Origin of the sequence: Anaerocolumna sp., from assembly GCF_032079385.1 — a bacterium.
Lineage (GTDB): Bacteria > Bacillota > Clostridia > Lachnospirales > Lachnospiraceae > Anaerocolumna.
Map to the genome: position 1 here is coordinate 46556 of NZ_DAMAUC010000007.1, position 26685 is coordinate 73240.

20 protein-coding genes are annotated in these 26685 nt (G+C 35.9%); 16 read left to right on the top strand and 4 right to left on the bottom strand.

The annotated features are described in order from the left end of the window. Positions 1 to 17 precede the first annotated feature (17 nt). Positions 18 to 875, bottom strand: a complete 858-nt coding sequence (locus RT261_RS07540) for a MurR/RpiR family transcriptional regulator (RefSeq protein WP_313131324.1) — start codon at positions 873 to 875, stop codon at positions 18 to 20. A 343-nt stretch (positions 876 to 1218) separates the two neighbouring features. On the opposite strand from RT261_RS07540, the gene RT261_RS07545 reads away from it, so the two are divergent. The 3 genes from RT261_RS07545 to RT261_RS07555 all read left to right on the top strand — a co-directional run bounded on the left by RT261_RS07545 (position 1219) and on the right by RT261_RS07555 (position 4217). Further along, positions 1219 to 2766, top strand: coding sequence for a glycoside hydrolase family 3 protein (locus tag RT261_RS07545; protein WP_313131326.1), 1548 nt, complete (start codon positions 1219 to 1221; stop codon positions 2764 to 2766). Positions 2767 to 2896: 130 nt separating this feature from the next. Then, complete coding sequence (locus tag RT261_RS07550; RefSeq protein WP_313131328.1) at positions 2897 to 3400, top strand: GNAT family N-acetyltransferase; 504 nt, start codon at positions 2897 to 2899, stop codon at positions 3398 to 3400. Positions 3401 to 3653: 253 nt separating this feature from the next. Then, positions 3654 to 4217 carry a GNAT family N-acetyltransferase gene (locus RT261_RS07555; protein ID WP_313131330.1) on the top strand — a complete coding sequence of 188 codons (564 nt, stop codon included), beginning with the start codon at positions 3654 to 3656 and terminating at the stop codon, positions 4215 to 4217. Between the two features lie 550 nt (positions 4218 to 4767). Here the strand turns inward: RT261_RS07555 and RT261_RS07560 are convergent. After that, on the bottom strand, positions 4768 to 5550 hold the full coding sequence (locus RT261_RS07560) for a DeoR/GlpR family DNA-binding transcription regulator (RefSeq protein ID WP_313131333.1): 783 nt from the start codon (positions 5548 to 5550) through the stop codon (positions 4768 to 4770). 378 nt (positions 5551 to 5928) lie between these two features. Between RT261_RS07560 and deoC the strand changes: the two genes are divergently transcribed. The 8 genes from deoC to RT261_RS07600 all read left to right on the top strand — a co-directional run bounded on the left by deoC (position 5929) and on the right by RT261_RS07600 (position 15242). Next, complete coding sequence (gene deoC, locus RT261_RS07565) at positions 5929 to 6594, top strand: deoxyribose-phosphate aldolase (RefSeq protein ID WP_313131335.1); 666 nt, start codon at positions 5929 to 5931, stop codon at positions 6592 to 6594. Positions 6595 to 6615: 21 nt separating this feature from the next. Further along, positions 6616 to 7323, top strand: a complete 708-nt coding sequence (deoD, locus tag RT261_RS07570; RefSeq protein ID WP_313131338.1) for a purine-nucleoside phosphorylase — start codon at positions 6616 to 6618, stop codon at positions 7321 to 7323. Positions 7324 to 7564: 241 nt separating this feature from the next. After that, on the top strand, positions 7565 to 7987 hold the full coding sequence (cdd, locus tag RT261_RS07575) for a cytidine deaminase (protein WP_313131340.1): 423 nt from the start codon (positions 7565 to 7567) through the stop codon (positions 7985 to 7987). A 21-nt stretch (positions 7988 to 8008) separates the two neighbouring features. After that, complete coding sequence (locus tag RT261_RS07580) at positions 8009 to 9193, top strand: BMP family lipoprotein (RefSeq protein ID WP_331665432.1); 1185 nt, start codon at positions 8009 to 8011, stop codon at positions 9191 to 9193. An 839-nt stretch (positions 9194 to 10032) separates the two neighbouring features. Beyond that, positions 10033 to 11571: an ABC transporter ATP-binding protein gene (locus RT261_RS07585; protein WP_313131342.1), complete on the top strand. Its 1539-nt coding sequence runs from the start codon at positions 10033 to 10035 to the stop codon at positions 11569 to 11571. Continuing rightward, a complete protein-coding gene (locus RT261_RS07590) occupies positions 11555 to 12655 on the top strand; it encodes an ABC transporter permease (protein WP_313131344.1) in 1101 nt (366 codons plus the stop codon). The genes RT261_RS07585 and RT261_RS07590 overlap by 17 nt, the downstream gene beginning before the upstream one ends. Next, positions 12655 to 13608 carry an ABC transporter permease gene (locus tag RT261_RS07595; RefSeq protein WP_313131346.1) on the top strand — a complete coding sequence of 318 codons (954 nt, stop codon included), beginning with the start codon at positions 12655 to 12657 and terminating at the stop codon, positions 13606 to 13608. The genes RT261_RS07590 and RT261_RS07595 overlap by 1 nt, the downstream gene beginning before the upstream one ends. Positions 13609 to 13913: 305 nt before the next feature. Continuing rightward, on the top strand, positions 13914 to 15242 hold the full coding sequence (locus RT261_RS07600) for a pyrimidine-nucleoside phosphorylase (protein WP_313131349.1): 1329 nt from the start codon (positions 13914 to 13916) through the stop codon (positions 15240 to 15242). Positions 15243 to 15713: 471 nt separating this feature from the next. Here the strand turns inward: RT261_RS07600 and RT261_RS07605 are convergent, their stop codons facing one another. Further along, positions 15714 to 17960 carry a DNA gyrase/topoisomerase IV subunit A gene (locus tag RT261_RS07605; protein WP_313131351.1) on the bottom strand — a complete coding sequence of 749 codons (2247 nt, stop codon included), beginning with the start codon at positions 17958 to 17960 and terminating at the stop codon, positions 15714 to 15716. Between the two features lie 66 nt (positions 17961 to 18026). Further along, positions 18027 to 19958, bottom strand: a complete 1932-nt coding sequence (locus RT261_RS07610) for a DNA gyrase/topoisomerase IV subunit B (protein WP_313131354.1) — start codon at positions 19956 to 19958, stop codon at positions 18027 to 18029. A 505-nt stretch (positions 19959 to 20463) separates the two neighbouring features. Here RT261_RS07610 and RT261_RS07615 point away from each other — a divergent pair. The 5 genes from RT261_RS07615 (at position 20464) to flgK (RT261_RS07635) (ending at position 26664) form a co-directional block, all read left to right on the top strand. After that, positions 20464 to 21729 carry a diaminopimelate decarboxylase gene (locus RT261_RS07615; protein ID WP_313131356.1) on the top strand — a complete coding sequence of 422 codons (1266 nt, stop codon included), beginning with the start codon at positions 20464 to 20466 and terminating at the stop codon, positions 21727 to 21729. A 265-nt stretch (positions 21730 to 21994) separates the two neighbouring features. Continuing rightward, complete coding sequence (flgM, locus tag RT261_RS07620; RefSeq protein WP_313131361.1) at positions 21995 to 22273, top strand: flagellar biosynthesis anti-sigma factor FlgM; 279 nt, start codon at positions 21995 to 21997, stop codon at positions 22271 to 22273. Between the two features lie 114 nt (positions 22274 to 22387). Next, positions 22388 to 22903, top strand: coding sequence for a flagellar protein FlgN (locus tag RT261_RS07625; protein ID WP_313131364.1), 516 nt, complete (start codon positions 22388 to 22390; stop codon positions 22901 to 22903). Between the two features lie 124 nt (positions 22904 to 23027). Further along, positions 23028 to 24806: a flagellar hook-associated protein FlgK gene (gene flgK, locus RT261_RS07630; protein WP_313131365.1), complete on the top strand. Its 1779-nt coding sequence runs from the start codon at positions 23028 to 23030 to the stop codon at positions 24804 to 24806. A gap of 82 nt (positions 24807 to 24888) precedes the next feature. Beyond that, positions 24889 to 26664, top strand: coding sequence for a flagellar hook-associated protein FlgK (gene flgK, locus RT261_RS07635; protein ID WP_313131367.1), 1776 nt, complete (start codon positions 24889 to 24891; stop codon positions 26662 to 26664). Positions 26665 to 26685: the final 21 nt, after the last annotated feature.

A 26685-nucleotide genomic window follows, 5' to 3' on the forward strand; every position in this document is an offset into this window, starting at 1 on the left:
ATAGCTTTTTACCAAAGTTAAAGTCTATGGCTGCGGCAAACTTCAGAGCTCCTCTCAAGATATTTTTCTACTCTTGAGTAGTTCTTGTTTGCTAAGCTTGTAAAGAGCAGATCCACTATTGTTAACTGGGCAATACGGCTGCTCATAGCACCGCTTCGGTGATCAATTTCCGGTGCAGATAAGTAGATAGAATAATCTGCATTTGCCACTAACGGACTTTTTGTATATTTCGTAATGGCTATAGTGGGACAATTTGCTTTCTGTGTTAAGGATAATATTTCAAGCATTTCCTTTGTGGTTCCGGAATAGGAAAAAATGATTGCAACATCTTTTGGTCCTGCATTGGCACCGTAAGTTAATTGGGTATGCATATCATATCCAAATGTTGCATTTTTGTTAATGCGCATCAACTTTTTATACAGGTCATCTGCAACCTGTGCAGATGCACCAACACCAAATATTCGTATATTATTTGCTTTCGCTATGATATCTACAGCCTTAGTGAAGGTTTCAGGATCAATTAGTTTAATGGTATCATCAACTGCTTGTATTGCGGCATTTTTGATTGTGTTACACATTTGTTCCAGTGTGCTGTCTTTCCTGATATCAGAGAATTCCAGAGTATCTGTTATATCTGCAGCTGAATTATTCAACTCAATAAAAAGGCTTTTCTTTAAGTCTTTTAAACCATCATATCCAATTGCTTTGCAAAAACGAATCCAGGTTACCTGGCTAACCCCCGATTCATCTGCCAAACGGGCAATGGGAATGGAGAATATGTTTTCTATATTATTTAAGAAATAGGTTGCAACTTTTTTCTCTGAATTGTTAAGGGAATCCATAATACTGCGTGTTTTGATCTCAATATTTGTCATTTGATATGATACCTGCCTTCCTTTGCATAATTTGCTTTGTCATAGCAATGAACTAAGTTTGGAACAACGAAAGCTGTCTTCTTTACCAGAATATTAATAGAGGACTTTATTGAAATATAATTCCATGTGATGATGAATATTATGTAACTATTTAACTATAAAAATAAGACGCTGTCAATCATATATGGTTTTGAAAGAAATACTCATATGCAGTAATATGGCAGCTACCCAAATACAACGATCGGTCTTATTATCTCCATTTCAGGAGCAGACAGCAATTATCGGTGTATTATCAGACACTTAAATTGTTAAAACGGCGCCAAGCGCCAGAAATGAGGTTAATATGAATTTATCAGCAAAAGAAAAAATAGGTCAGCGTATTGTAGTTGGTTTTCCGGGAACGGATACTGATACTGAGTTGGAAGAATTAATTTTTCAACATAAAATTGGGAACTTTATATTGTTTAAACACAATATTGTAAGTGCACCCCAATTAAGGAATTTATGCAATAAGCTGCAACGTTTAGCTTTGGAAAGTACAGGATATCCCGCATTTATCACTATTGATCAAGAAGGGGGAATGGTAACCAGACTGGAAGAAGACTGTGTTAATATTCCCGGTGCTATGGCAATTGCAGCTACCAATAATGTTATGAATGCATATCAGGCAGGTAAAATCACCGGAGAGCAATTAAAGGCACTTGGAGTAAACTTCAATTTAGCTCCTGATGTAGATATTAATTCTAATATGGATAATCCGGTCATAGGTGTACGAAGCTATGGTGATGATCCACATAAAGTTGCAGAATACAGCGTTGCAATGGTGAAAGGTCTTTTGGAAGGGGGAGTCCTTGCCTCGGCGAAGCATTTCCCAGGTCATGGAGATACCAATGTGGATTCACATCTTGGACTGCCACAGGTAAATAAAAACCTTGCTCAATTGCAGGAATGCGAACTAGTATCCTTTCAGGCCGTCATCGATGCAGGAATTCCTGCCATAACAACTTCACATATTATATTTCCAGAATTAGAACCTGAACATATACCGGCAACTATGTCTCGCAATATTATTACTGGATTGTTAAAAAATAAGATGGGATTTCAGGGATTAGTAGTAAGTGATTGTATGGAAATGAGTGCAATTCAAAAGTATTATGGTACAATAGAAGGAGTTAAGAGCGCAGTGAAAGCTGGGGTGGATTTGATTTTCTTATCTCATACCAGAAACTATCCTAAAGAAGCAGCGACAGTATTAACTGCAGCACTTGAGGCAGGTGAATTCTCCATGGAAGAGATGAATGCCTCAGTTGAAAAAATACTTAGCTTCAAAGAAAAGTATATTAACTTAAACGATACTGAGACGGAGTTTGATGTGGAGAAAGGAAAAGCTTTTGCAAGGCAGTTACGGAAAGATAGCATTACACCAATTCAGATGCCTACGAATACTTTGCCGAAAGTTGATTCAGATTCCCTGTTCTTAGGCAGTATACCATTCCGAGCTACTAATATTTCTAATGTAGATGATGACACTTTTCATTTCGCGGCATACATGGCAAAACAATTTAATGGACGGGGTATTCTAACTTCACCGAATCCGGAAGAAAAAGAAATTGAGAAAGTATTGGAACAAGGGGAAACGGCCAGTTCTATTGTAATCGGAACTTATAATGGACATCTGAACAAAGGACAGCTTGATTTAGTTAATGAAGCTGCAAAAAGGAATCAGAACGTCATTGTATTCGCATTGCGAAATCCTTATGATTTGAGGAAGCTTCCGAAAAACGTATATGGAATCGCTGTTTACGAATATACTATAAATAGCCTGGATGTATTGACCGAGTTGTTAAAACATCCATATGAATTAAAGGGCAGATTGCCAATTCAGATGTAGGCAGAGAAGATAAAGAAAATAATATGTTGCAGTTTATTTTCCAAAGTCTTGAATTACAAAGCTGCAAGATAATATTATAACAGTTACGTCAGTCAGTACATAACATTATAAAGAACAAGAGGTATGAACAATGGCAGATATGTTAGTCAATCTATTAGCAATCGATGATTATCACGCAGAAGTAGAACGTCTGAAAGGGGAAGGAAATGAAATATTCCGTGCTTTACCACCTGACAAAATTCGTATTACTGACTGGGTGAAGACGCATTCCAGTGCCAGTGCAGCAGGAGAATGCGATGTATGTTTTTCAAATCGTCCGGTATCTTGCTTTATTGCTGCAAAAGGCAGCCAGATATTAGGCTATGCATGTTATAATGCAACGGCGCCGGATTTTTTTGGACCAACCAGAGTAGCAGATGAATTCAAGGGCAAAGGTATTGGAAAAGCACTGCTGCTTCGCTCCTTAAATGCGATGAAAGAGGAAGGATATGCCTACGCGATTATTGGAGGTGTGGGTCCGGTAAAATTCTATGAAAAATGTGTGGGTGCAGTTTTAATTGAAAGCTCCAAGGAAATAAATATTTACCAGCATTTCTTAGCATCAATTGAGAAAAAGGAAAATAACATAAATTAATATCCTAAAAGGACCAGTAACAAAGCGTACCGTATAATAAAGGGGGCTGCTGCAAAGTGGAATATAGATATCGGATACAGAGAATTAGACTGATTATACAATTCTTATCCAGTATGAAAGATTCATTTTGCAATGGCCCTTCCTTTATTTATTAAATGAAATATGCAAGTATATAAAAATCCGTTTGGAGACAACCTTACTATCTAACTTTTAAAAATTTGCTTTGTATAACGAAATATGTTATCCTTATTAGATGAGCAGTTATGATAAACGATGCGAATATAATCGTAATCATAGCTACTCACTTTTTAAAATGAAAGCAATCCTAATTATTTTAAATAGTAACTATTTAGTAACAGAGGTGAGAAAAGTGATTAGAGAACTAAAAGAACAGGATAAAGAACAATTTATATCAATGGTAGATGCATTCTATCATTCAGAAGCGGTTTTACATGCCATACCAAAAGAAAATATTCTTAATACATTTGATGAAGTTATATCAGGATCGCCCTATGCCAAAGTATATATTTTTGAGGAGCAGGGAGAAATCGCAGGTTATGGGCAAATTAGCTTAACCTATTCCAATGAAGCAGGTGGTATGGCGGTGTGGATTGAAGAACTGTATATACTAGAACAGTTCAGAGGTTCAGGGCTTGGAAGTACCTTTTTAAATTTTATTAAAGAAGAATATGCTTCAAAAGCAAAAAGGTTTAGACTAGAAATATGTGAATCAAATAAGGCAGCGGAAAAACTATATTTGAGAAAAGGCTACACATCATTGGATTACAAGCAAATGCTTTATGATATTGACCTTTAATAAAAAGCCAATTAAAATGCGTAATATAAATATAAGAAAAAATATTCTGCATCACCAAATAATTAAGTGATGCAGAATATTTTGTTGCTTTACCAGCAACATCCTCTTTTGCCCCTGTCTCTACGGTATTCACCACCGCGTTTACCATGCCAATCATCGTATCTCTCACCGCGAAAGCCAAATCTTTCTTTATCAAATCTGTCAAACCTATCGAACCTGTCGAACCTGTCAAACCTGTCAAATTTGTCGAACCTATCGCCTAAAAGACCGTCTCTTCGCCATTTGTCATTACAAGAATTATCACGGCACCAATTTGATTCATATCTGCCCATAGACTTATCATTCCTTTTTATTTTGATATTACATAATATGACTTAATGCGATATGTGTGAATAAAAATATACAATATTCGTGATTATTTTTAAAAAGCAAGGTACTGGCAATATACGAAGTAATTTACAAGAGGGGCGAGAGAATTCGTGTTAGAAAGCAGGGGGAATATAAGGATTAAAATAGAAAAGGACTAACAGTTAAGTCAGCCCTTGTTTTTTTACGAAACAGTGTATAATTTGATATTCATTTTTTCTATTTCCTCTTTCCACTCCTCTGGTAAAGAATCATCTGTAATTATTGTATCAAAATCTTTTAAATCAGCAAAGTAAGCAGGTTTTACCTGATCAAATTTACTGGAGTCTAAAAGTAATATCTTTTGTACGGAAGATTGCAGGATTGCCTTTTTAGTTGGCACTTCATAAGGATAAGCACAGGTAACTCCAAGATTACGGTGGATTCCCGCCGCGGATACAAAGGCTTTTGTAAATCGCATACTGGTTATAAGGGAAATTCCTTCTGCACTTTCTACCATCTGAGTCTTTTGATGATACCTTCCCCCAGAAAAAAGAAGTGATAAGTTTTCTTTCATTTTTATAGAATTAAATATATTTGAATTATAACATAAGATAGTTGCTTCTAAATTATCATCAATGCTTAGAGCCAGCATTTCTGTGGTAGATCCGGTATCAATAACCACGATGTCCTTTGGTTCTATTAAAGAGGCAGCAAAAGCACCGATTTTTCTTTTTTCCGAGTCCTGTGTAGTTTGAGCACTGGTTAGTTCGTAATTTGAGTCAAGTTGTGTTTGCTTATTCACCGGATTATAAATAGCAGCACCATATACATTATTAACGATATTATTTTTCTCTAATACAGCTAAGTCTCTTCTAATGGTCATCTCAGATACATCAAGGAGACTAGCAAGTTCTTTTATGGATGCTCCATTTTTTGTTCTTATTATCTCGATTAACTGGTTAATTCGGTCAGTCTTTTTGCCCATTTAAATTCTCCTTTTATAATAACATTGGGTCATAAATGTATTTTATTATATTATTTCAGCTAAATTTGTTACCATTATAACATTATGTGGATAAATATGCAAAGATTTTTTGAAAAATGTTTTTATTTCTACAAATTAAACAAAATAATTTAGAAATAAAATGAAATAGAATGAACAAATGTTAAAAGTTGAACAAAATATTGTTGACCAAGATATTAAATGGTGGTAAAATAAACTCATAAAAGCATGCTGAACCATTTGGAAAAATTTATAAAAGATACATGTTTTAATCAGCAGTAGTGGTTTGATAAATTTGATCATTACTCTATCATAACACACCTGGTAAGGTGTATGCCTCGTGAAAGGAGAATTTTTTAAATGAATAAATTAGATATGCTGCATTATGTTGATCATACACTGTTGAAAGCGTACGCAACATGGGAAGAAATAAAGCAATTATGTGAGGAAGCCATTCAATATAAAACAGCTTCTGTTTGTGTTCCTTCTTGTTATGTAAAAAGAATTCATGAGACCTATGGAGATAAAATTAACATTTGTACAGTTATCGGGTTTCCTTTAGGATACTGCCCAACAGAGGCTAAGATTGCCGAATGTGAAGTGGCATTGGCAGATGGTGCCGCAGAATTTGATATGGTAATTAATATAACTGATGTTAAAAATGGTGACTATGAAAAAGTACAGGAAGAGATTGCCGTATTAAAGAAGACAGTTGGGGATAAGATATTAAAGGTTATCATTGAAACCTGTTATCTAACCGAAGAAGAAAAGATCAGATTATGTAAGATAGTAACGGATGCAGGAGCAGATTTTATTAAGACTTCTACCGGATTTGGTACAGCAGGAGCTACATTGGAAGATATTAAGTTGTTTAAAAAACATATTGGTCCTAATGTGAAGATGAAAGCCGCAGGCGGTGTAAGAACTATTGAAGATTTTGAAAACTTTATTAACGAAGGCTGTGCGAGAATCGGAACAAGTTCTGCAATTAAAATAGTGCATGGTGAAGAAACAAAAGGATATTAATAATAGAAAGGAAGATAAACTATGGGAATACCAACACCACATATAGCAGCAAAAACAGGAGATTTTGCAAAAACAGTATTGATGCCGGGAGATCCTTTAAGAGCTAAGTTTGTAGCAGAAACCTATTTGGAAAATCCGGTTCTTGTTAATTCGGTTCGAGGAATAAATGGTTATACAGGAACTTATCAGGGTAAAAAGGTATCTGTAATGGCAAGCGGCATGGGAATGCCTTCTATTGGCATTTATTCATATGAATTATTTAATTACTATGATGTAGATAATATTATTCGTATTGGAACAGCAGGTTCCATGCATCCGGATTTAAAAATCAGGGATGTGGCATTTGCAATGGGTGCATGTACCAATTCAAGTTTTGGAAGCCAGTTTGAGCTTCCCGGAACTTATGCTCCTATATGTTCCTTTGAACTATTGAAGAAAGCAGTAGAAACTGCAGAGTCCATGGAAGGTGTTAATTATAAAGTAGGTAACTTTTTGTCCTCAGATACTTTCTATGATGATTCCATGGGAACAATGAAGTGGGCTAAGATGGGCGTTTTATGTGTAGAAATGGAAGCTGCTGCATTATACATGAATGCTGCAAGAACCGGTAAGAATGCATTGGCAATCTGTACTATTTCTGATTCCATAGTTACTGGAGAAGCAACCACTGCAGAAGAAAGACAGACTAGTTTCAATAATATGATGAAGATTGCTTTAGAGATAGCATAAACCTAATTTTTGTAAACTTTATAAAGATAATTTATGAAAATTATGGTATATTGGTTTGTTTTATTATATAATTAAATTGTTAATATGTATTAAGTGAACTGTATGGTGATAATTGCATGAATGGTATAATCACATATTAAAACGATTGCTATTTGTGCATGTTCATAAATAAATACTAACATGATGTAAAGTAGCTTAGTATTGCAATACCTGATACAAATTAATGAGGAAAGGAGGATATATGAAAGATCAGGAGTTAATCAAAGAAGCGTATCTGGCACAAGATTATTCCTATACTCCATATTCTAATTTTAAAGTGGGGGCAGCTTTATTAGGAAAGAACGGTAAAGTATACAGAGGCTGTAACATTGAGAATGCCGCTTATACACCTACTAATTGTGCAGAACGCACCGCATTTTTTAAGGCAGTTTCAGAGGGGGTAAAAGATTTCGAAGCAATTGCGGTTGTAGGAAATCTTGAAGGGGCCTCATCAGGAGATTTTGAATACTGTGCGCCATGCGGAGTGTGCAGACAGGTCATGGCAGAATTTTGTGATCCAAAGGAATTCCGGATTATATTAGCCAGATCAGAGGAGGACTATCAGGTATATACGTTAGAGCAATTATTGCCACTAAGTTTTACAGAAAAAGATTTAAACAAATAATATGTATTGGGAGGAATTGGAATGAAATTATTTAAAAAATTAGTTAATGTAGCGTTGATTGCAACCATGATTTTTGTTCTTGGTGCATGTGGAAAACAAAATAAGGAAGAAACTGATAAAAACAAAACAGAGGAAAATACGGAAACAACAACAACACCTGAAGCTACTAAGGAGCCAACCAAGGAAGCAGAAGCGCCTAAAACTGACACTTATGAATTAGCTTTAATTACAGACGTTGGAACTATCGACGATAAATCCTTTAACCAAGGTGCTTGGGAAGGTGTTGAAGCTTACGCGAAAGAAAAAGGACTTACATATAAATATTATCAACCAACTGGTAAATCTGATGATGAATATTTAACTCAAATCGATTTAGCAGTTAAAGGTGGAGCAAAGATTATCGTTTGCCCAGGCTTCTTATTTGAAGTACCAATCCATACATCTCAAACAAAATATCCGGATGTAAACTTCGTTATCTTAGACGGTGCTCCACATTCTGATGAAGAGAATGCGCCAATTGATATAGCTTCTAACACTTACTCTGTTTTCTATGCAGAAGAAGAAGCAGGTTTCTTAGCAGGTTATGCAATTGTTAAAGAAGGTTATACTAAGTTAGGTTTCATGGGTGGTATTGCTGTTCCGGCAGTTATCCGTTACGGTTATGGATTCATTCAGGGCGCTGAATATGCAGCTCAGGAAATGGGCTTAGCGGATGATGCAGTTCAAATTAAATACACATATGTTGGTAACTTCGAAGCAACTCCTGAAAATATGGCAAAAGCAGCTTCCTGGTACAATGAAGGAACAGAAGTAATCTTTGCCTGTGGTGGTGCAGTTGGTAACTCCGTTATGAAAGCTGCTGAAACAGCAGGAACAAAAGTTATTGGTGTAGACGTTGACCAATCCAGTGAATCTGAAACAGTTATTACTTCTTCCATGAAGAACTTAAGTAAATCTGTTTATGATGCAATTACAGCTTTCTATAACAATACATTCCCAGGTGGAACATCAGCAGTTTTAAATGCATCTGTTGAAGGTGTTCAACTTCCAATGGCTACATCAAAATTTACGAAGTTTTCACAGGCAGATTATGATACTATCTATGCAAAGATCGTAGCTGGTGAAATTGCTCTTAAGAAGGATACTGATGTTGCAGATGCAGCAGCAATCGAAGCACCAAAGGCTGCTGTAGAATTAATTAAGTAGTTTTACTGTTTTTTAATTCATATTTATAGATGAGATCAGGAACGTATTATTAATTATTAAATAGTAAATTAAGTAAGGGTTGCCTCAAGAGGTGCAAAAGCCTTTTGCGGCATCCTTATTTAACAAATATATAAATTCAGTGGAATAAGACTCGCTTATTCGTTATTTTGGAAGGACAAACTACAAAATATATATTAAAATGAAAGATTCTGCTGTAACCTACATGAGCCTGTCTGGAAGCTATATAAAATATGAAATTATATGTGTAAATTATTTGTGAATCATATAAACATATTGGAAAAAGGAACATTTATATGTGGAGCATGTATAGAAGATATTATGTTAATAAGAACTGACGTTGCAGCAGTTAAATATAGATAGAAGTGCTGTTTTTTAAGAGGTATATTTTACTTACCCAATTCTGATAATGCATTCATAGGTGGTAAGTTGAAAATATAGGGTTGAAAAGAATATGTGAAACCTTTCATATAATAATTCTTTCAACCGGTTTCCATAGCAGTATCAGAGCTATAAACAGAGCATTACATCTGTAACAGATATGATATGCAATATGTGTTTAATATGAATAAAGAGTTACATAGAAGTATTGGGGTATTTCCTAAGCAAAACTCTTCATTCAAAATTATATAAAGGAGGTTATTACACTCAACATAGAATTATATAGATATGTTGTATCCACAGAGAGCCAGATGAATCAATTTGCAGGAAAAGATGAATAACCCATCAAGATAAGTTGGTGAAATTTTACAAACACAGTATACCGGCTTATATCAGATATTTTATTAATCGGCATAGTGTTATGCTTAGGAGGTACTACAATGGAATATGTCATTGAAATGAATCATATTACGAAAGAGTTTGGCAACTTCAAAGCTCTTGATGATGTAACATTCAAAGTAAAGAAAGGTGAAGTTCATGCACTGTTAGGAGAAAACGGAGCAGGAAAATCAACTTTAATGAGTGTATTATTCGGCTTATACCAGGCTGAAATAGGTGAAATTAAAATTAATGGGGAAGCAGTAAAAATAAACAACCCAAATGATGCCAATGCTTTAAGAATCGGTATGGTTCATCAGCATTTTAAATTAGTTCATAATTTTACGGTATTAGAGAGTATCGTATTAGGTAAAGAAACCATTAAACGGGGTTTCTTAAAAATGGATGATGCAAGAAAAAAAGTAATAGACTTAAGCAACCGTTATAATCTTAGAATCGATCCGGATGCATATATTTCAGATATTACAGTTGGTATGCAGCAAAGAGTAGAGATACTGAAAATGTTGTATCGTGACAATGATATACTGATATTCGATGAGCCTACAGCAGTTTTAACACCACAGGAAATCGAAGAATTAATGAAGATAATGAAGCATTTAGTAGATGAAGGAAAGTCTATTATTTTTATATCTCATAAATTGAATGAAATTAAAGAGGTTGCGAATCGCTGTTCCGTACTTAGGAAAGGGAAATACATAGGAACAGTTGACGTAGAAACAACCACAAAAGAAGAAATGTCGGAAATGATGGTAGGGCGTAAAGTTAATTTTCATCTGGATAAAATCGACATTAAACCGGGTGAAACAGTACTGGAAGTAAAGGATCTTACCATTAAATCAAAACTTAGCAAGAAAGATGTAGTGAATAATGTCTCTTTTAAAGCCAGAAAAGGAGAAATATTATGTGTAGCAGGTATCGATGGTAACGGCCAGTCGGAACTGGTTTATGGAATTACCGGTCTGATGCCTGTTAACAGCGGACAAATTATCCTGAATGGTGAAGATATTACTAAGAAATCGATACGTAAGAGAAGTGTATCAGGTATGTCACACATTCCGGAAGACAGACATAAACATGGTCTTGTACTTGACTACAATCTCCAGCAGAATGCGGTACTTCAGACTTACTTTGAACCAAAATTCCAAAATCATGGATTCATTAAATTTGGTGCGGTTCGTCAGTATGCTCAGAAATTAATAAAGCAATACGATATTCGAAGTGGACAAGGAGAAGATTCTATTGTTCGCGATATGTCTGGTGGTAATCAGCAGAAAGTTATTGTTGCCAGAGAATTAGATCGTGATCCGGAAGTTGTTGTAGCAGTTCAGCCCACCAGAGGTCTTGATGTAGGTGCCACCGAATATATCCATAAACAATTGATTGCTCAAAGAGATGCAGGGAAAGCAGTGCTTTTGATTTCCTTAGAATTAGATGAGGTTATGGATGTAAGCGACCGTATTGTAGTTATGTACGAAGGAGAAATCGTCGCCGATTTGAATCCAAAGGATATTACGGTTCAGGAATTAGGACTTTACATGGCAGGATCAAAAAGGAGTGTGAACAATGAAAAAGAAGCATAATTTATTACAAAGTAAAGGGACCAGCAGTTTCTTTTCAGTTATTATGGCAATTGCAGTAGGACTTCTTTTTGGACTTGTCATTTTACTAATTAGTAACTATAGAAATGCTTTTCCCGCATTGATTACTATTATTAAAGGTGGATTTACAGATGGAACCACCGGACTTGGCCAGGTTCTTTATATGGCAATACCCATTATCATGACAGGTCTTTCCGTTGGTTTTGCTTTTAAAACCGGCCTATTCAATATTGGTGCCTCCGGACAGTTTACCACAGGTGCGTTTGTGGCGGTTTATATAGGTATTAAGTGGACGTTCTTACCTTCAGGCATTCATTGGATAGTCGCCTTGCTTGGAGCTATTATTGCTGGTGCCTTATGGGGTATGGTGCCGGGTATATTAAAAGCACTGGCCAATGTAAATGAAGTTATTACTTCCATTATGATGAATTATATAGGCATTTATTTAGTAAATATGCTAATTGTTAAGTCTGTCTATGATCCTTTGAAAAATCAGACGAAATCAGTTGCTAAAAGTGCCATTATTCCAAGAGGCGGACTTGATAAATTATTTGGCGTAAATAATATGAATATTGGTATATTTATTGCTATACTGGCAGTTATCCTTATTTACGTTGTCTTAAGCAAGACAACTTTTGGATATGAATTAAAAGCTTGCGGACATAGTCCGGATGCCAGCCAATATGCAGGTATTAACCATAAGAGAAATATTATATTATCTATGGTTATCGCTGGAGCTTTAGCGGGACTTGGGGGAGGGCTTTTATATTTATCCGGTTCCGGTAAGTACATGCAGGTAATTGATATTCTGGCACCGGAAGGATTTAACGGTATATCTGTTGCATTGCTGGGTATGTCCAATCCAATCGGTATATTATTTGCAGGTTTATTCATTGCACATATTAAAGTAGGCGGTAATAACATTCAGTTATATAATTATTCAGCTGAGATTATTGACATTATTATTGCAGTTATCATTTACTGCGGTGCTTTTTCGTTATTGTTTAAGGGCCTTATTCATAAACTTACCAGAAGAAACAAATTGGAGAAGGAGGAAGGACGCTAATGGATATCTTTTATTTTATAGTACAACAAACAATGTTTTTTGCGATTCCTCTTCTAATTGTAGCACTAGGCGGAATGTTCTCGGAACGAAGCGGTGTAGTTAATATTGCATTAGAAGGTATTATGGTTATGGGTGCTTTTACCAGTATCTTTTTTATTCATGTTATGCAGGATAAAATGAGCGGCCAATTACTATTAATTTTAGCAGTTTTGGTAGCAGGTTTAACTGGCGGCCTTTTCTCACTCTTACATGCTTTTGCGTCTATTAACTTAAAAGCAGATCAGACTATTAGCGGTACTGCCCTGAATATGTTTGCTCCTGCATTTGCAATCTTTACAGCAAGAATGATTCAGACTGTACAGCAGGTACAATTTACAGATACTTTTTATATAAGTAAAGTACCAGTGTTAGGCAGTATTCCTGTTATAGGACCTTTGCTTTTCAGAAACTGTTATATTACTACCTATATCGGTATTGGAATAGCCATTGCAGCGGGAATTGTAATTAATCATACCAGATTTGGTTTAAGATTACGTTCCTGTGGTGAGCATCCACAAGCAGCCGATTCCGTAGGTATTAATGTATATAAGATCCGTTATGCCGGTGTTGTTATTTCTGGTGTATTAGCCGGAATTGGTGGCCTGGTATTTGTAGTACCTACATCCACTAATTTTAATGCAACAGTTGCCGGATATGGTTTCTTAGCATTAGCAGTATTAATTTTCGGACAGTGGAGAACGAAAAAGATTATATTTGCAGCATTTTTCTTTGGAATTATGAAAACATTTGCATCTGCATATTCAGGAATTCCATTTTTAAAAGGACTGCCAATATCCAATGAAGTATATAAAATGATTCCTTATATTGCTACACTTGTTGTGTTAACTATCTCATCTAAAACATCACAGGCACCAAGAGCAGAAGGTATACCATATGATAAGGGAAGCAGATAATATATATTAAATATTGTAAAACAATACCCTTTGCAGATATTATGCCTGTACCCAAATTCGAAGGAATTGGAAGCAGAAAGATTAATATAATAGCATATTATAAAAAGCAATAAATTGTAAAAGATATGTCATTCGGAGCAGTAATTCAACGAAGTTGAATTGGCGAAGAATCTCGGAACATGGAAAGTTGGAGATTCTTCGCCAAGTTTAATTTAACCTCATCAGGTAAGCGGATAAACTTGCCTATCGGCAGGTGGAATATCCGCTTTGATTGTTCAATTTGTTTTTAGAAGGAGAGTGGTCTTATGAGAATGTATGATATTATTATGAAAAAGAGAAACGGAGGAACTTTAGCAGAGGAAGAAATCCGTTTTATGATACATGAATATGTATTGGGCAATATTCCAGATTACCAGATGTCTGCCATGTTAATGGCAATTTACTTTCAAGGTATGACGGACATAGAAACAACAATATTAACAGATGCAATGGCACATTCCGGTGATATGGTGGATTTATCCGGAATTGACGGAATTAAAGTGGATAAACACTCCACTGGTGGCGTAGGTGATAAAACTTCATTAATTATTGCACCTATTGTAGCTGCCTGCGGCGGTAAGGTTGCCAAAATGTCAGGAAGGGGTTTAGGACATACCGGCGGTACTGTGGATAAGATGGAATCCATTCCTGGAATGCAAACCTCCATTCCTCAGGAACAGTTTATTGATATTGTAAATAAAACCGGCCTGTGCGTAATTGGCCAATCCGGTAATCTGGCACCGGCAGATAAAAAATTATATGCATTAAGGGATGTTACCGCAACTGTTGACAGCATTCCTTTAATTGCCGCCTCCATTATGAGTAAGAAACTGGCAGCCGGAAATGACTGTATACTACTAGATGTCAAGACCGGAAGCGGTGCTTTTATGAAGACTTTAGACGGTTCCATTGAATTGGCTAAGAAGATGGTAGCAATCGGGGAACATGCAGGCAAGAAAACAGTGGCACTAATTACGGATATGGATATACCTCTTGGTTTTGCCATTGGTAACTCTTTAGAGATTATAGAAGTTGTGGATACACTGCACAATAAAGGACCTAAGGATTTAACGGAAGTTTGCTTACATCTTGCTTCTAATATGCTGTTCTTATCCGGTAAAGGAACTCTGGAAGAATGCAGAAAGATGTCTGAAGAAGCAATTACAAGTGGAGCTGCCTTCCAAAAATTAATTGAGATGGTAGAAGCTCAAGGTGGAGACAGTTCTGTTCTTAAAGATACCAATAATTTTACGAAAGCACCATATGAAAGAAAAGTAATAGCAAGTATGGAAGGGTATATTACCCATATGAATACAGAACAATGCGGAATCTCCTCTTTGGTTCTTGGTGCCGGCAGAGAGAAAAAGGAAGATTCTATTGATTATTCTGCAGGAATCATTCTGAATAAGAAAGTGGGAGACTACGTAAAGAAAGGTGAAGTATTAGCCACTCTTTATACCTCAAAACAAGAAAGTTTAAAAGAATCGGAAAAAATCTTATTAAATGCAATTAAGGTGGAGGAAAAACCAATTAAGTTGGAACCATTGATCTTTGCTAGAATTGAAAAAGATAAGGTTGAAAAATTTGTTTTATAGAGATTTTATACTATATAAATCTTATATTATATAAATCTAGAAGAGACAGCTGTAAAATCATTATTTTGCGTTTAAATTGTTAAGTCAAATTACGCGCGAAAAGAGGCTGTTGCAGAATGGAATAAAGATACCTGATATAGATAGATTGGATTAATATTATAATCTATATCGGGTATAAACATTCCATTTTGCAACAGCCTTCTATTTATGTCCTTGTGTCCTTAAGAATGTTGAAGCATGCTTTCACATGCCCTAACATTTGGTTTATTATAGAACCTTTATTTTATTCTAGCTCTCATTTGCATGCCGCATCTGCTTGCAGATGGGCACTGCCACAAATCAGGGTATGAATTATGCATTTCAATAATTCGCGCTACTAACATTCTGTCGCAAGCTCACATAAATCTTAATGAATTGGGGAGTCTGACTTCCGTGCCGCGTCCACTTACAGATGCAACACTACGACTTATATTATAATTGTGCCTTTTGACCTTTCTGGGCTCTCTTTCGATTACGAACTTTCTTAGCACTAAATTCTTTTCCTTCAAATATAAATACTTCATCCGATGTTTTTAAAACAGTTGTAAATACTACGACGTCCTTCTTTTCTAAGGTTATGGATTTTATTCCTCGCCCTGTTTTTTTCATTTCGCTGACCTCATCCAGGGAGAATCCTAAAGAAAGGCCTTTCTCTGTTAAAATAATTACTTTTCGGTCGCCGGCTAATACATCGCTGGCAGACAACATAATGATGCTCACTACTTCATCACCGTCTTCTAGTTTAGTTGCAGAAACCATGGAACGGTTGGTTTCAAATTCAACTCCGGAGACTAATTTAATGTATCCGTTTTTGGTTGAGAATACTAATTGTGATTCAAATAATTCCTCAAATGAGGTATAGAGGATAATATTTTCTTTATCCACTTTGCAAAGATTTTGAATGAGGAGACCCTTATCCTTCACCTTGCATTTTGGAATTGCGGAGGCTTTCACTTGATGCATATTACCTTCTGCTGTAAATAGACAGAGCTTGTCCGTATTCTTCATCAAGATAATATGACTGAATTCTTTTAAGGTTTCTTCAGCAGTTCTTGAAAAGCTTGCAAAATCCAGAGATTTGGTATATCCAAACTTATCAATTAAAACATAGATATCTTCCACTTTTTCTTCAATTATATATTCTGCATTATCTTCATTTGCAAGTAAGGTGCTTCTTGGCAGAGTAAATTTCTTCTTATATTCCTTTAAACGGCTTTTGATTACCTTGTATAATTCATTTTTATTACCAAGTATGGTTTTATATTCTTCAATGCTTTTTAGTAATGCATCATTTTCTTCATGCAATTTTAGAATTTCTAAACCAATTAATTTGCTTAATTGCATAGAGAGAATAGCATCTGCCTGGCGTTCGGTAAAATCCAGAGTGGAAGCCTGTTTTTCTGAAGCTTTTGATTTAAATTTAATATCCGTTGTGGTACCATCTATTAAGCATGCTTTCGCCTGTTTGATAGAACTGCTTCCCCGTAGAATTTCAATGATCAGATCAATAATATCCGTAGCACGTATTAAACCATTTACAATTTCAGAACGGTCCTGGGCTTTTGCCAGCAAATGCTGATATTCTTTGGTATAAAGTTCTTCCTGAAAATCAACGAATTCCTTTAAGAGCATCTTCAGGTTAAATACAATAGGCTGCTGATCTTTTACTGCTAAGAGGTTTACGCCGTAGGTATCTTCCATCTGGGATTTCTTGTATAGGCCATTTAGAAGGTTATCCACGTCACGGTCTTTTTTGACTTCTATAACAATACGGATTCCTTCTTTTGAAGACTCGTCCCTCACATCGTATATTTCATCAAACACTTTTTCTTTCATAAGATTAACCAGGCTCTCCACTAGTTTGGTTTTGTTCCCGGCTACAGTGTAAGGTATTTCGGTGATAACAATGTTTTTACGTCCAGAATCTCCGTTTTCGATCTCTACTTTTCCACGAACACGCAGTTTCCCTTCTCCGGTTTCATAAATTTGTTCTATATCGCTTTGATTGATAATGGTACCTCCGGTTGGGAAGTCCGGACCTGGAATGTACTTCATTAATTTTTGGTTGGTTATTTCAGGGTTATCCATATAAGCGATGGCACCATCAATTACTTCCCCGGGATTATGGGGAGGAATATTAGTAGCCATTCCTACAGCGATACCCGTCGTACCATTGATTAACAAGTTTGGTATCATAGAAGGAAGAACGGTGGGTTCTTTCTCGCTGTCATCAAAGTTAGGAACGAATTCCACTAACCCTTTCTCCAGATTCTCTAACATGGTCATGGCACCTTCTGATAATCTGGCTTCGGTGTAACGCATGGCGGCAGCACCATCCCCATCGATGGAACCAAAGTTACCGTGACCGTCCACCAATGGTATGGATAAAGAATAGTCTTCCGTCATATGCACCAATGCATCATATATAGAACTGTCACCATGAGGGTGATATTTACCCATTGTATCACCGACAATACGGGCACTCTTTCTATGTGGTTTCTTAGGATCAAGGCCAAGTTCTTTCATGGCAAATAAGATTCTTCTCTGAACTGGCTTTAAACCATCCCGCACATCTGGCAGTGCTCTGGCTATAATAACGCTCATGGCGTAATCTCGGTAGGAATTTTTCATTTCTTCTGAAAAATCCAATTGAACAATCGTATCTGTATTTTTACTCATGGAGTCCTCCTGAATATGATATTGTTAGTGTTGTAATATATTAATAAAATGTGTATATGTGGTTCTCTATACGTCTAATTTCGCATACTTTGCTTCTTCCATTATAAATTCACGTCTTGGGGGAACACTGCTGCTCATTAATGTGGTAGTAATTTCATCGGCTTCCACAGTATCACTGATGGTAACCTGTGCAAGAATGCGCGTTTCAGGATTTAAAGTGGTTTCCCATAATTGATTGGCATCCATTTCGCCCAGGCCTTTATAACGCTGTAAAGCAATAATTTTATTGTCCTGATTTTTGCGGAACTTGTCCAATTCAAAATCATCAAATAAATACCTGGATTCCCGTTTCTTCTTCCCCTTGTTGCTATATTCATAATCTACTTTATATAATGGTGGAAGACCGCGGTATATCTTGCCTTCCAGTATTAACTCCGGCATAAAACGATAAAAGAAAGTCAGTAACAATGTACTGATGTGGGCACCGTCTACATCCGCATCGGTTAGGATAATAATTTTGTCAAAACGAAGTTTGGTAATATCAAAATCATCTCCGATGCCACAGCCGAAGGAGGCGATCATAGATTTAATTTCGTTGTTTACAAGTATTTTTTCTAAAGAAGCCTTTTCCACATTAAGAATCTTACCTCGTAAAGGCAATACAGCCTGGGTTTTACGATTACGGGCAGTCTTAACCGTACCGCCGGCGGAATCACCTTCCACGATGTAAACTTCACATTCCTCCGGCTTTTTAGAGGAGCAGGAAGCTAATTTACTTCTGGTATCCACATCGTTAAGCTGCTTTAAAACAGCACTGCGGGCTTTATCCCCTGCTTTTCTTGCATTATAAGACTTTAGAGAGTTCTCAAGTATAACTCTAAGTATCTCAACATTTTTATCAAAGTGCCTTTGTACTTCGGCAGCAAATACCTCATCTACAGCGCTTTTTGCATCGGTATTTCCAAGCTTGGTCTTGGTCTGCCCTTCAAACTGAGGATCAGGATGCTTGATTGAGATTATAGCCACCAGGCCGTTACGAATATCTTTTCCGTCAAAGTTTTCGTCCTTTTCTTTCAAAACTCCAAGTTCACGGGCGTATTGATTCATAATTCTGGTTAATGCAGTTTTAAAACCCGTAACTAAAGTACCGCCGTCTACCACATTAATACGGTTACAATATGCATTAATCTGCTCCGAGAAGGAAGTGGTATACTGAAGGGCAACTTCTACTTCTATATCACCGCTTTGCCCTTCTATATAAATAGGTTCATCATGAATGCAAGTGGCTTCCCGGTTTAAATAGGAAACAAAGCTTTTAATACCAAACTCTTCCTGATAGGTTAACTTTTCTCCTGTTGATTGGTCTTCATAATGAAGAATCAGGTTTTTATTTAAATATGCAATTTCTTTTAATTTCTTCTTAATTGTATCCCCTTTAAATTCAACGGTTTCAAATATGGTACTGTCAGGGTAGAAGGTTATCTTTGTTCCGGTATCATTTTTGCTGCATTTTCCGATTGCAGGGAGCATACCATCTTCCAGTTCTACAACAGGATATCCGCCCTTTTGGTATTCATCACGATATATTTTTCCGTCCCGTCTAATTTCAACAATCATACGGCTGGATAACGCATTAACAACAGATGCACCCACACCATGAAGACCGCCGGATACCTTATAAACAGAACCACCAAACTTACCGCCTGCATGAAGAATGGTATAAACGACTCTGACGGTAGGAATTTTTTTTGTCGGGTGTATATCTACCGGTACACCACGTCCATTATCTACAATGGTGATACCGCCATCTTTCTGAAGTATTACATGTATTTCTGTACAATAACCTGCAAGATGTTCATCGATTCCATTGTCAAGAATCTCCCATATCAAATGGTGTAATCCCCGAGGCCCGGTACTTCCTATGTACATTCCGGGACGTTTTCTGACTGCCTCCAGTCCTTCTAAGACTACGATTTGACTTCCTGTATATTGTTCCATTATCTGATTCCTTTCCTTATAAATCATAAGTGATATTGTAGCATATTTTCCAATAAAAATCCACTTTTTTAGCAATCGTATGTTCGCTTTATACTTATGAAGCAGAATAGCCTTGTTGTGAAGGGCAGGGCTATCTTATAGAAAACAGGGAATTTAAGAATAAAGGCGGTTAAAGAAACGTTGTAATTAAACCGCATATGTGATACACTCAATTCTTGTAAGAAACAAGGGAGAAAGGTTAAGTATATTGCTAAAAAGATATACTGCAAAGGGCTATATTCCAATAATTTAGTCATTGACATTCCTTTTATAATAAGATATATTTATACAAATAATGAAAAATGTATAAATATACTAGTCCAATGGAGGTTAATGATAGACAGCCTTCATTATTTTTATTTATAGAGACCAAAACTTTCAAAGTTTAATATAAAGAGTTTAGAAGGAAACGGTAAAGCATTCATTAGCAATTCATTAGCATAAGATAAGGAGGAAGGAGATTAGCATGAAAAAACCATTTGTAACATTAGAACAACTGAAAGAAATCACAAAGAAATATCCAACACCATTTCATATATATGACGAAAAAGGAATACGTGAAAATGCAAGAAAATTAAAAGAGGCATTTGACTGGAATAGTGGGTTTAAAGAATATTTTGCGGTAAAAGCTACCCCAAATCCTTTTATTTTAAAAGTTCTCCAAGAGGAGGGATGTGGAGTAGACTGCTCTTCCCTGACAGAATTAATGCTTGCTGAAGTCCTTGGATTTAGTGGAAGTGACATTATGTTCTCTTCCAATGCAACTCCTGAGGAAGAATTCATAAAAGCGAGAGAATTGAATGGGACTATCAATTTAGACGACTTTACCCATATTGATTTTCTGGAGAAGGTGGCTGGAATTCCGGAAACCATTTCATGCAGATACAATCCTGGTGGAGTATTTAAAATAAGTACGGATATTATGGATAATCCAGGTGAAGCAAAGTATGGATTTACAAAAGATCAAATGATAGAAGGATTTAAAATATTAAAAAGTAAGGGAGTAAAATACTTTGGAATTCACTCCTTCTTAGCCAGTAATACCGTATCCAATGTATATTATCCAACCCTTGCAAGATTATTATTTGAACTGGCAGTGGAATTAAAAGAAAAGACAGGTGTAGATATTAAGTTTATAAACTTATCTGGTGGCATTGGAATACCCTATGAGCCGGATCAGGAACCCAATGATATTATGGTAATCGGGGAAGGGGTAAGAGCCGCTTTTGAAGAAGTGTTGGTACCCGCCGGTATGGGGGATGTATCTATCTTTACAGAATTAGGACGCTACATGTTAGCACCGTATGGACATTTGGTTGCAACGGCTGTTCATGAGAAACATATATATAAAGAATATATCGGATTGGATGCATCTGCAGTAAATCTTATGAGACCTGCCATGTATGGCGCATACCATCATATTACGGTTATGGGCAAAGAAGATAAACCCTGTGATTACAAATATGATGTAACCGGTTCTTTGTGTGAGAATAATGATAAGTTTGCCGTAGACAGAATGCTTCCGAAGATTGATATGGGTGACCTTCTTGTAATTCATGATACGGGAGCTCACGGATTTGCAATGGGTTATAATTATAATGGTAAATTAAGATCTTCTGAGTTACTGTTAAAAGAAGATGGAACGGTGCAGCTAATCCGCCGGGCAGAGACTCCCGAAGACTATTTTGCAACTTTTGACTTTTGTGATATCCTAAAGGATATGAAATATTAAGACATTTTGAATTTTGAAAACATCCCACTAATCTCTAATTTCAGGCTTTACGAAGTCTTGCTATTAGCAGGCATACACTACTTTTAAGAGGTATGTCTGCTTATTTTATTGCATAATAAAACGAAAATATTAATAATAACTATAATGAAAAGTTTGAAATGTCCGATAAATAATGTAAATAGTACTAATACCCTATGAAAACCTTTTAAAGTTGGGATTAGTATTGAATATAACAGTAGAAAGAATCAAGTAGGAGTGAAGAACAATGCGTATAGATGCATATAACAAAATCACACAAATGCTCCAGACGAATAATACAGTGAAGACAGCCAAAGCTAAGGGCGTTTCTGCAAAAGATCATGTAGAGATTTCAAGAACGGGCCAAGATTATCAGGTAGCAAAACAAGCCCTTGCTCACGCAGAAGATATTCGTATGGATAAAGTAAACGATATAAAAAGACGTATGGAATCTGGTACTTATAATGTGACCGGCGAAGAAGTTGCTAATAAATTAGTAGAGAACTATTTTAATCAAATCATTTAACCGTAAAAATGTGAAGAAAAGTATTTCCCTAATTGGAAAGAACTTCTTCACCTATTATTTGAGATGATACAAAGCGGCATCGTATTGGAAAAATGAGAGAAAAGAGGTTGGAAATTGGCTAGTTTAATAGAAGAACTTATAACAACTTTAGAACAGGAATCTGAAATATATGAAAAACTTGTTCCTATTGAAGAAAAGAAAACCAAGATTATAGTAAAAGGTGATTTGGAAGCCTTACAGCAAATAACAGAGCAGGAACAAACTATAGTGGAAAAGATTAAGCAACTGGAACGTAAAAGGGCAGAAGTGGTTAAGAATATTGGTACCGTAATCGGTAAAGATCCCCAAATACTCCGAGTTCAAACTATTATTGAAATACTAGACAAACAGCCTAATGAACAACAACAATTATCAAAGGTGCATGAGAAACTAAAGAAAACTGTCGTAAGGCTGGCTGAAATTAATAACCATAACAATTCCTTAATACAGCAGTCTTTAGAAATGATAGAATTCAATATGAATTTCATACAAAGCGCCCGAATGTTTAATGTGAATAATGGCTATAACAAAGGTGCTTCACAATCTGACACACCAGTTATGGGAACAGGAATATTTGATACGAAACAATAAATTTTAGATTGGGAGGAGTGTGAAGAGAACGTATCTTCACACGTTGGAAGAAGAAAGTTCTTTCAACCGGAGGTTCGCGCTAGATACAAAATCTCCAGACTCTGAAAGGAGCAAGTAAATAATTATGAGTTTAATGAGTGGATTATATGTTGGTGTATCTGGCCTGAATGCCAGCCAAAATTCTTTGAATGCAACAGCGCATAACTTAGCAAATGCAGAAACGAAAGGATATGTAAGGCAGCAGGTAGTACAGGCAGATGGAGTCTATTTAAATTGGGGTATGAATCATATCTCTACATTTCAAACCGGAATTGGTACGAATATAGCGGCAGTCAGACAGGTACGTGATATATTCCTTGATAGGGCATATCGTACAGAATCGGGCCGTGAAGGCTATTATGAGGTACAATATGAGGCGGTTCAGGAAGTTGAAAGTTTATTTGGAGAGATGGAAGGCGTTGCATTTCAAGATACTCTGGAAAAGTTTTGGAGATCTCTTCAGGAACTTTCCAAGGAACCGGATAGTATTGTAAAAAGAACCGCTATTATACAGACTGCTGTAAGTTTTATAGAACATGCGGAAAACATATCAAAACAATTAAATGATTATCAAGTTAATTTAAATACACAGATTATCAATAAAGTCGACCGTATTAATAAAATAGCATCGGAAATCAGTGATCTAAATAAAACTATTCGCAAATATGAAAGCAATGGTATGGAGCGTGCCAATGACTATCGTGACAGACGTAATTTGCTATTAGACGAGTTAGGAGAAATCGCACGAATTACATATAGAGAAAATGCGGATGGTGTAGTTACTGTTAATCTGGAAGGTGTTCAATTAGTTACCGAGGAAAACACATACAAAATGGGTCTTGAAAAAATAAACCCATCTTCTGATATGCTAAAACCTGTGTGGGAATCCACCGGAGATGATGTATATGATTTAAGCAAAATAACCTCAGGGGGTAAAGAAACAGATATTGGATCCTTGAAGGGACTTTTAATAGCAAGAGGAGACAAGGCTGCAAAATATACCGACATACCCAATTCTAATAATACCGATCCTGCTTATAATTATCCGGGAAGGCTGGATTATTATAATAACCAGGTGGAACCCTATGTTATTATGACGGTTCAGGCCCAGTTTGACCAGCTGATTCATGGAATAGTAACCACTATGAATGATATACTTTCCCCGAATAAAGAGGTAACGGTAGCAAATGCTACAACCTTTACATTTGCAGACGGAACTTCATTATCAGTACCGGCAGGGGGTAAGATTAAAATATTAGATTCTGCCAACGCACCGGTAGGAATGGATACTGATGAAACTATGGGTGAGGCACTGTTTAATAGAAAATCAATGGACCGTTATAAGGAAATTGATGAAAATGATTATGGTATAGATCTTGATGGAGATGGAGTTCTTGGAAAAGTTAAGATCTATATGGAAGAAGATGAAACAGATAATTACTCTCTATTTACTTTAGGAGAGATTGAAGTAAATCCTAATATACTTAATAATTATTCTTTAATACCTTTAAGTGTAAAAGGAGGTACCGAAGAATATGATATTAAGATTGCGGAAAAATTAGTGGAGGCATGGCAGGAACCTTTTGCTACCTTATCTCCGAATACATTAACTAAGAATAATTTTAACGGATACTATACGGCATTTATGGGCAATATAGCAACTCGGGGAGAACAGTATTACACCATGACTATAAATCAGAAATCCATGGTTGCCAGTATTGAATCCCAAAGAGAGCAGGTCATTGGAGTTTCTACAGATGAAGAATTGACTAATTTAATTAAATACCAACATGCCTATAATGCTTCAGCCAGATATATAACAGTAATTGATAGTATGTTAGAGCATCTTATTACGAGACTGTAATATTTATTAATAATGTAAGAATCAATCTGAATCTAAAGGATAAACAACATATAAAATACGAAAGCGACAGAGGTGAAAGAATATGCCGTCCACTTTTTTTGGATTAAATATAGGAAAATCAGGATTATATACATACCAGGCTGCATTAAATACAACCTATCATAATATATCAAATATAGAAACCAAAGGATATTCCAGGCAAATCATGAACCAACAAGCAGGAGTGCCTTTAAGGGTTAACAATACCTATGGTATGGTTGGCTCTGGTGTAGATGTAATAGGCATAGTACAGGAAAGAAATGCTTATTATGATTTAAAATATTGGAAGAATAACACTATGTATGGTGAATACGCAGCGAAAGAACACTATATGACGGAGATAGAAAACTATTTTAATGAAGTGTCTTTAAAGGGTTTTACCACCTCATTTAATACTTTTCATGATAATTTACAGGAATTGTCGAAAGACCCTAACAATCCAGCTGTTCGTAAACAGGTAACAAATTTTGCAAAGAACTTAACAGAATACTTTAACTCCTTATCAACAAGTATGAAGCAAATACAGGAAAACTGTAACTTTGAGATAAAGAATCAAGTAGATCGAATTAATTCACTGGCAAAACAAATTTCAACATTAACAAAACAAATCAATACCCTTGAAGTAAATGGCGGAGTAGCCAATGATTTAAGAGACCAAAGACATTTATTGATAGATGAGTTATCAGAAATAGCCAATGTATCTGTTACAGAGAAAGTGGTTGGAGATGGAACTGGTATTACAAGCTATGTAGTTAAAATAGATCATCAAACCTTGGTAGATACTGATGGTTATAAAACATTAAAAGTAGTGCCAAGAAAAAGCGATGAGAAAGCAAATCAAAATGACATAGAGGGTCTTTATGATATTGAATGGGAAGATGGCCAGAGATTTAATGCAAAAAGTGCAAGTTTAGGCGGTTATTTGCAATCGCTTTTTGAAGTAAGAGATGGAAATAATCAAGGGAACCTGCAAGGAAAAGCAAATGGAACCATGGGTGGTACCACTGTAACTTTGTCCGGTACCAATATCAATTATGTAGAGAAATTAAACATTCCTGAAGAAGGAGTAATTACCATAGGGAATCATGAGTATAAGTACAGCAGCTTTGACTTTACGGTAGATGCAGATGGTAAATACGTGTACACCTTTAATCTTGATTCTCCTTTGGCAGCGAATGCGAATAATGAAAATGCTCATATTGGAGAAAGTATTGATTATAAAGGAATCCCTTACTACATGTCCCAATTGAATGAATTTGTACGTACCTATTCCAAAGCTTTTAATGATATTCATAGAAGCGGTCATGATTCAAATGGTGATCCGGGAATGGACTTCTTTAACGGTTATGATAAAGTAAGCGGTGATAATTTTGATTTCAGTGATCCGGCAATAGGATTTAAAGAATATTATAAAGTTACTGCAGGCAATTTCACTGTTACAGAAGCCATATATACAGATCCTACTAAAGTAGTAACCGCTACGGATATTATAAATGGTGTGGAAGAAAATGATATCGTGGAAAAATTAATTGCCTTAAAAGAAGATAAAGGTTTATTTAAACAAGGTGCACCGGCAGCTTTCCTGCAGACGTTAGTAGCAGAAATTGGTATTGATACAGATAAGGCAAAAACATTTGCTGCAAGCCAGACGAATATTCTTAGCGTGATTACCAATCAAAGATTATCCGTATCTTGTGTGGATTTGGATGAAGAAGGAATGAATCTGATACGTTTCCAGAACGCTTACAACTTATCTGCAAAAGCCATATCTGTTATGGATCAAATCTACAATAAGTTAATCAATGAAATGGCTGTGTAAAGTTTTGAAATCTATAGTTAT

What these genes read in the sequence shown, in the direction of transcription:
- deoD (WP_313131338.1), top strand. Translation starts at nt 6,616, where the DNA reads ATGGGAATACCAACACCACATATAGCAGCAAAAACAGGAGATTTTGCA.
- RT261_RS07560 (WP_313131333.1), bottom strand. Translation starts at nt 5,550, where the DNA reads ATGGGCAAAAAGACTGACCGAATTAACCAGTTAATCGAGATAATAAGA.
- cdd (WP_313131340.1), top strand. Translation starts at nt 7,565, where the DNA reads ATGAAAGATCAGGAGTTAATCAAAGAAGCGTATCTGGCACAAGATTAT.
- RT261_RS07590 (WP_313131344.1), top strand. Translation starts at nt 11,555, where the DNA reads ATGAAAAAGAAGCATAATTTATTACAAAGTAAAGGGACCAGCAGTTTC.
- RT261_RS07605 (WP_313131351.1), bottom strand. Translation starts at nt 17,960, where the DNA reads ATGAGTAAAAATACAGATACGATTGTTCAATTGGATTTTTCAGAAGAA.
- RT261_RS07600 (WP_313131349.1), top strand. Translation starts at nt 13,914, where the DNA reads ATGAGAATGTATGATATTATTATGAAAAAGAGAAACGGAGGAACTTTA.
- deoC (WP_313131335.1), top strand. Translation starts at nt 5,929, where the DNA reads ATGAATAAATTAGATATGCTGCATTATGTTGATCATACACTGTTGAAA.
- flgK (WP_313131365.1), top strand. Translation starts at nt 23,028, where the DNA reads ATGAGTTTAATGAGTGGATTATATGTTGGTGTATCTGGCCTGAATGCC.
- RT261_RS07585 (WP_313131342.1), top strand. Translation starts at nt 10,033, where the DNA reads ATGGAATATGTCATTGAAATGAATCATATTACGAAAGAGTTTGGCAAC.
- RT261_RS07555 (WP_313131330.1), top strand. Translation starts at nt 3,654, where the DNA reads ATGAGCAGTTATGATAAACGATGCGAATATAATCGTAATCATAGCTAC.
- RT261_RS07545 (WP_313131326.1), top strand. Translation starts at nt 1,219, where the DNA reads ATGAATTTATCAGCAAAAGAAAAAATAGGTCAGCGTATTGTAGTTGGT.
- RT261_RS07610 (WP_313131354.1), bottom strand. Translation starts at nt 19,958, where the DNA reads ATGGAACAATATACAGGAAGTCAAATCGTAGTCTTAGAAGGACTGGAG.
- RT261_RS07550 (WP_313131328.1), top strand. Translation starts at nt 2,897, where the DNA reads ATGGCAGATATGTTAGTCAATCTATTAGCAATCGATGATTATCACGCA.
- RT261_RS07580 (WP_331665432.1), top strand. Translation starts at nt 8,009, where the DNA reads ATGAAATTATTTAAAAAATTAGTTAATGTAGCGTTGATTGCAACCATG.
- flgM (WP_313131361.1), top strand. Translation starts at nt 21,995, where the DNA reads ATGCGTATAGATGCATATAACAAAATCACACAAATGCTCCAGACGAAT.
- RT261_RS07595 (WP_313131346.1), top strand. Translation starts at nt 12,655, where the DNA reads ATGGATATCTTTTATTTTATAGTACAACAAACAATGTTTTTTGCGATT.
- flgK (WP_313131367.1), top strand. Translation starts at nt 24,889, where the DNA reads ATGCCGTCCACTTTTTTTGGATTAAATATAGGAAAATCAGGATTATAT.
- RT261_RS07540 (WP_313131324.1), bottom strand. Translation starts at nt 875, where the DNA reads ATGACAAATATTGAGATCAAAACACGCAGTATTATGGATTCCCTTAAC.
- RT261_RS07615 (WP_313131356.1), top strand. Translation starts at nt 20,464, where the DNA reads ATGAAAAAACCATTTGTAACATTAGAACAACTGAAAGAAATCACAAAG.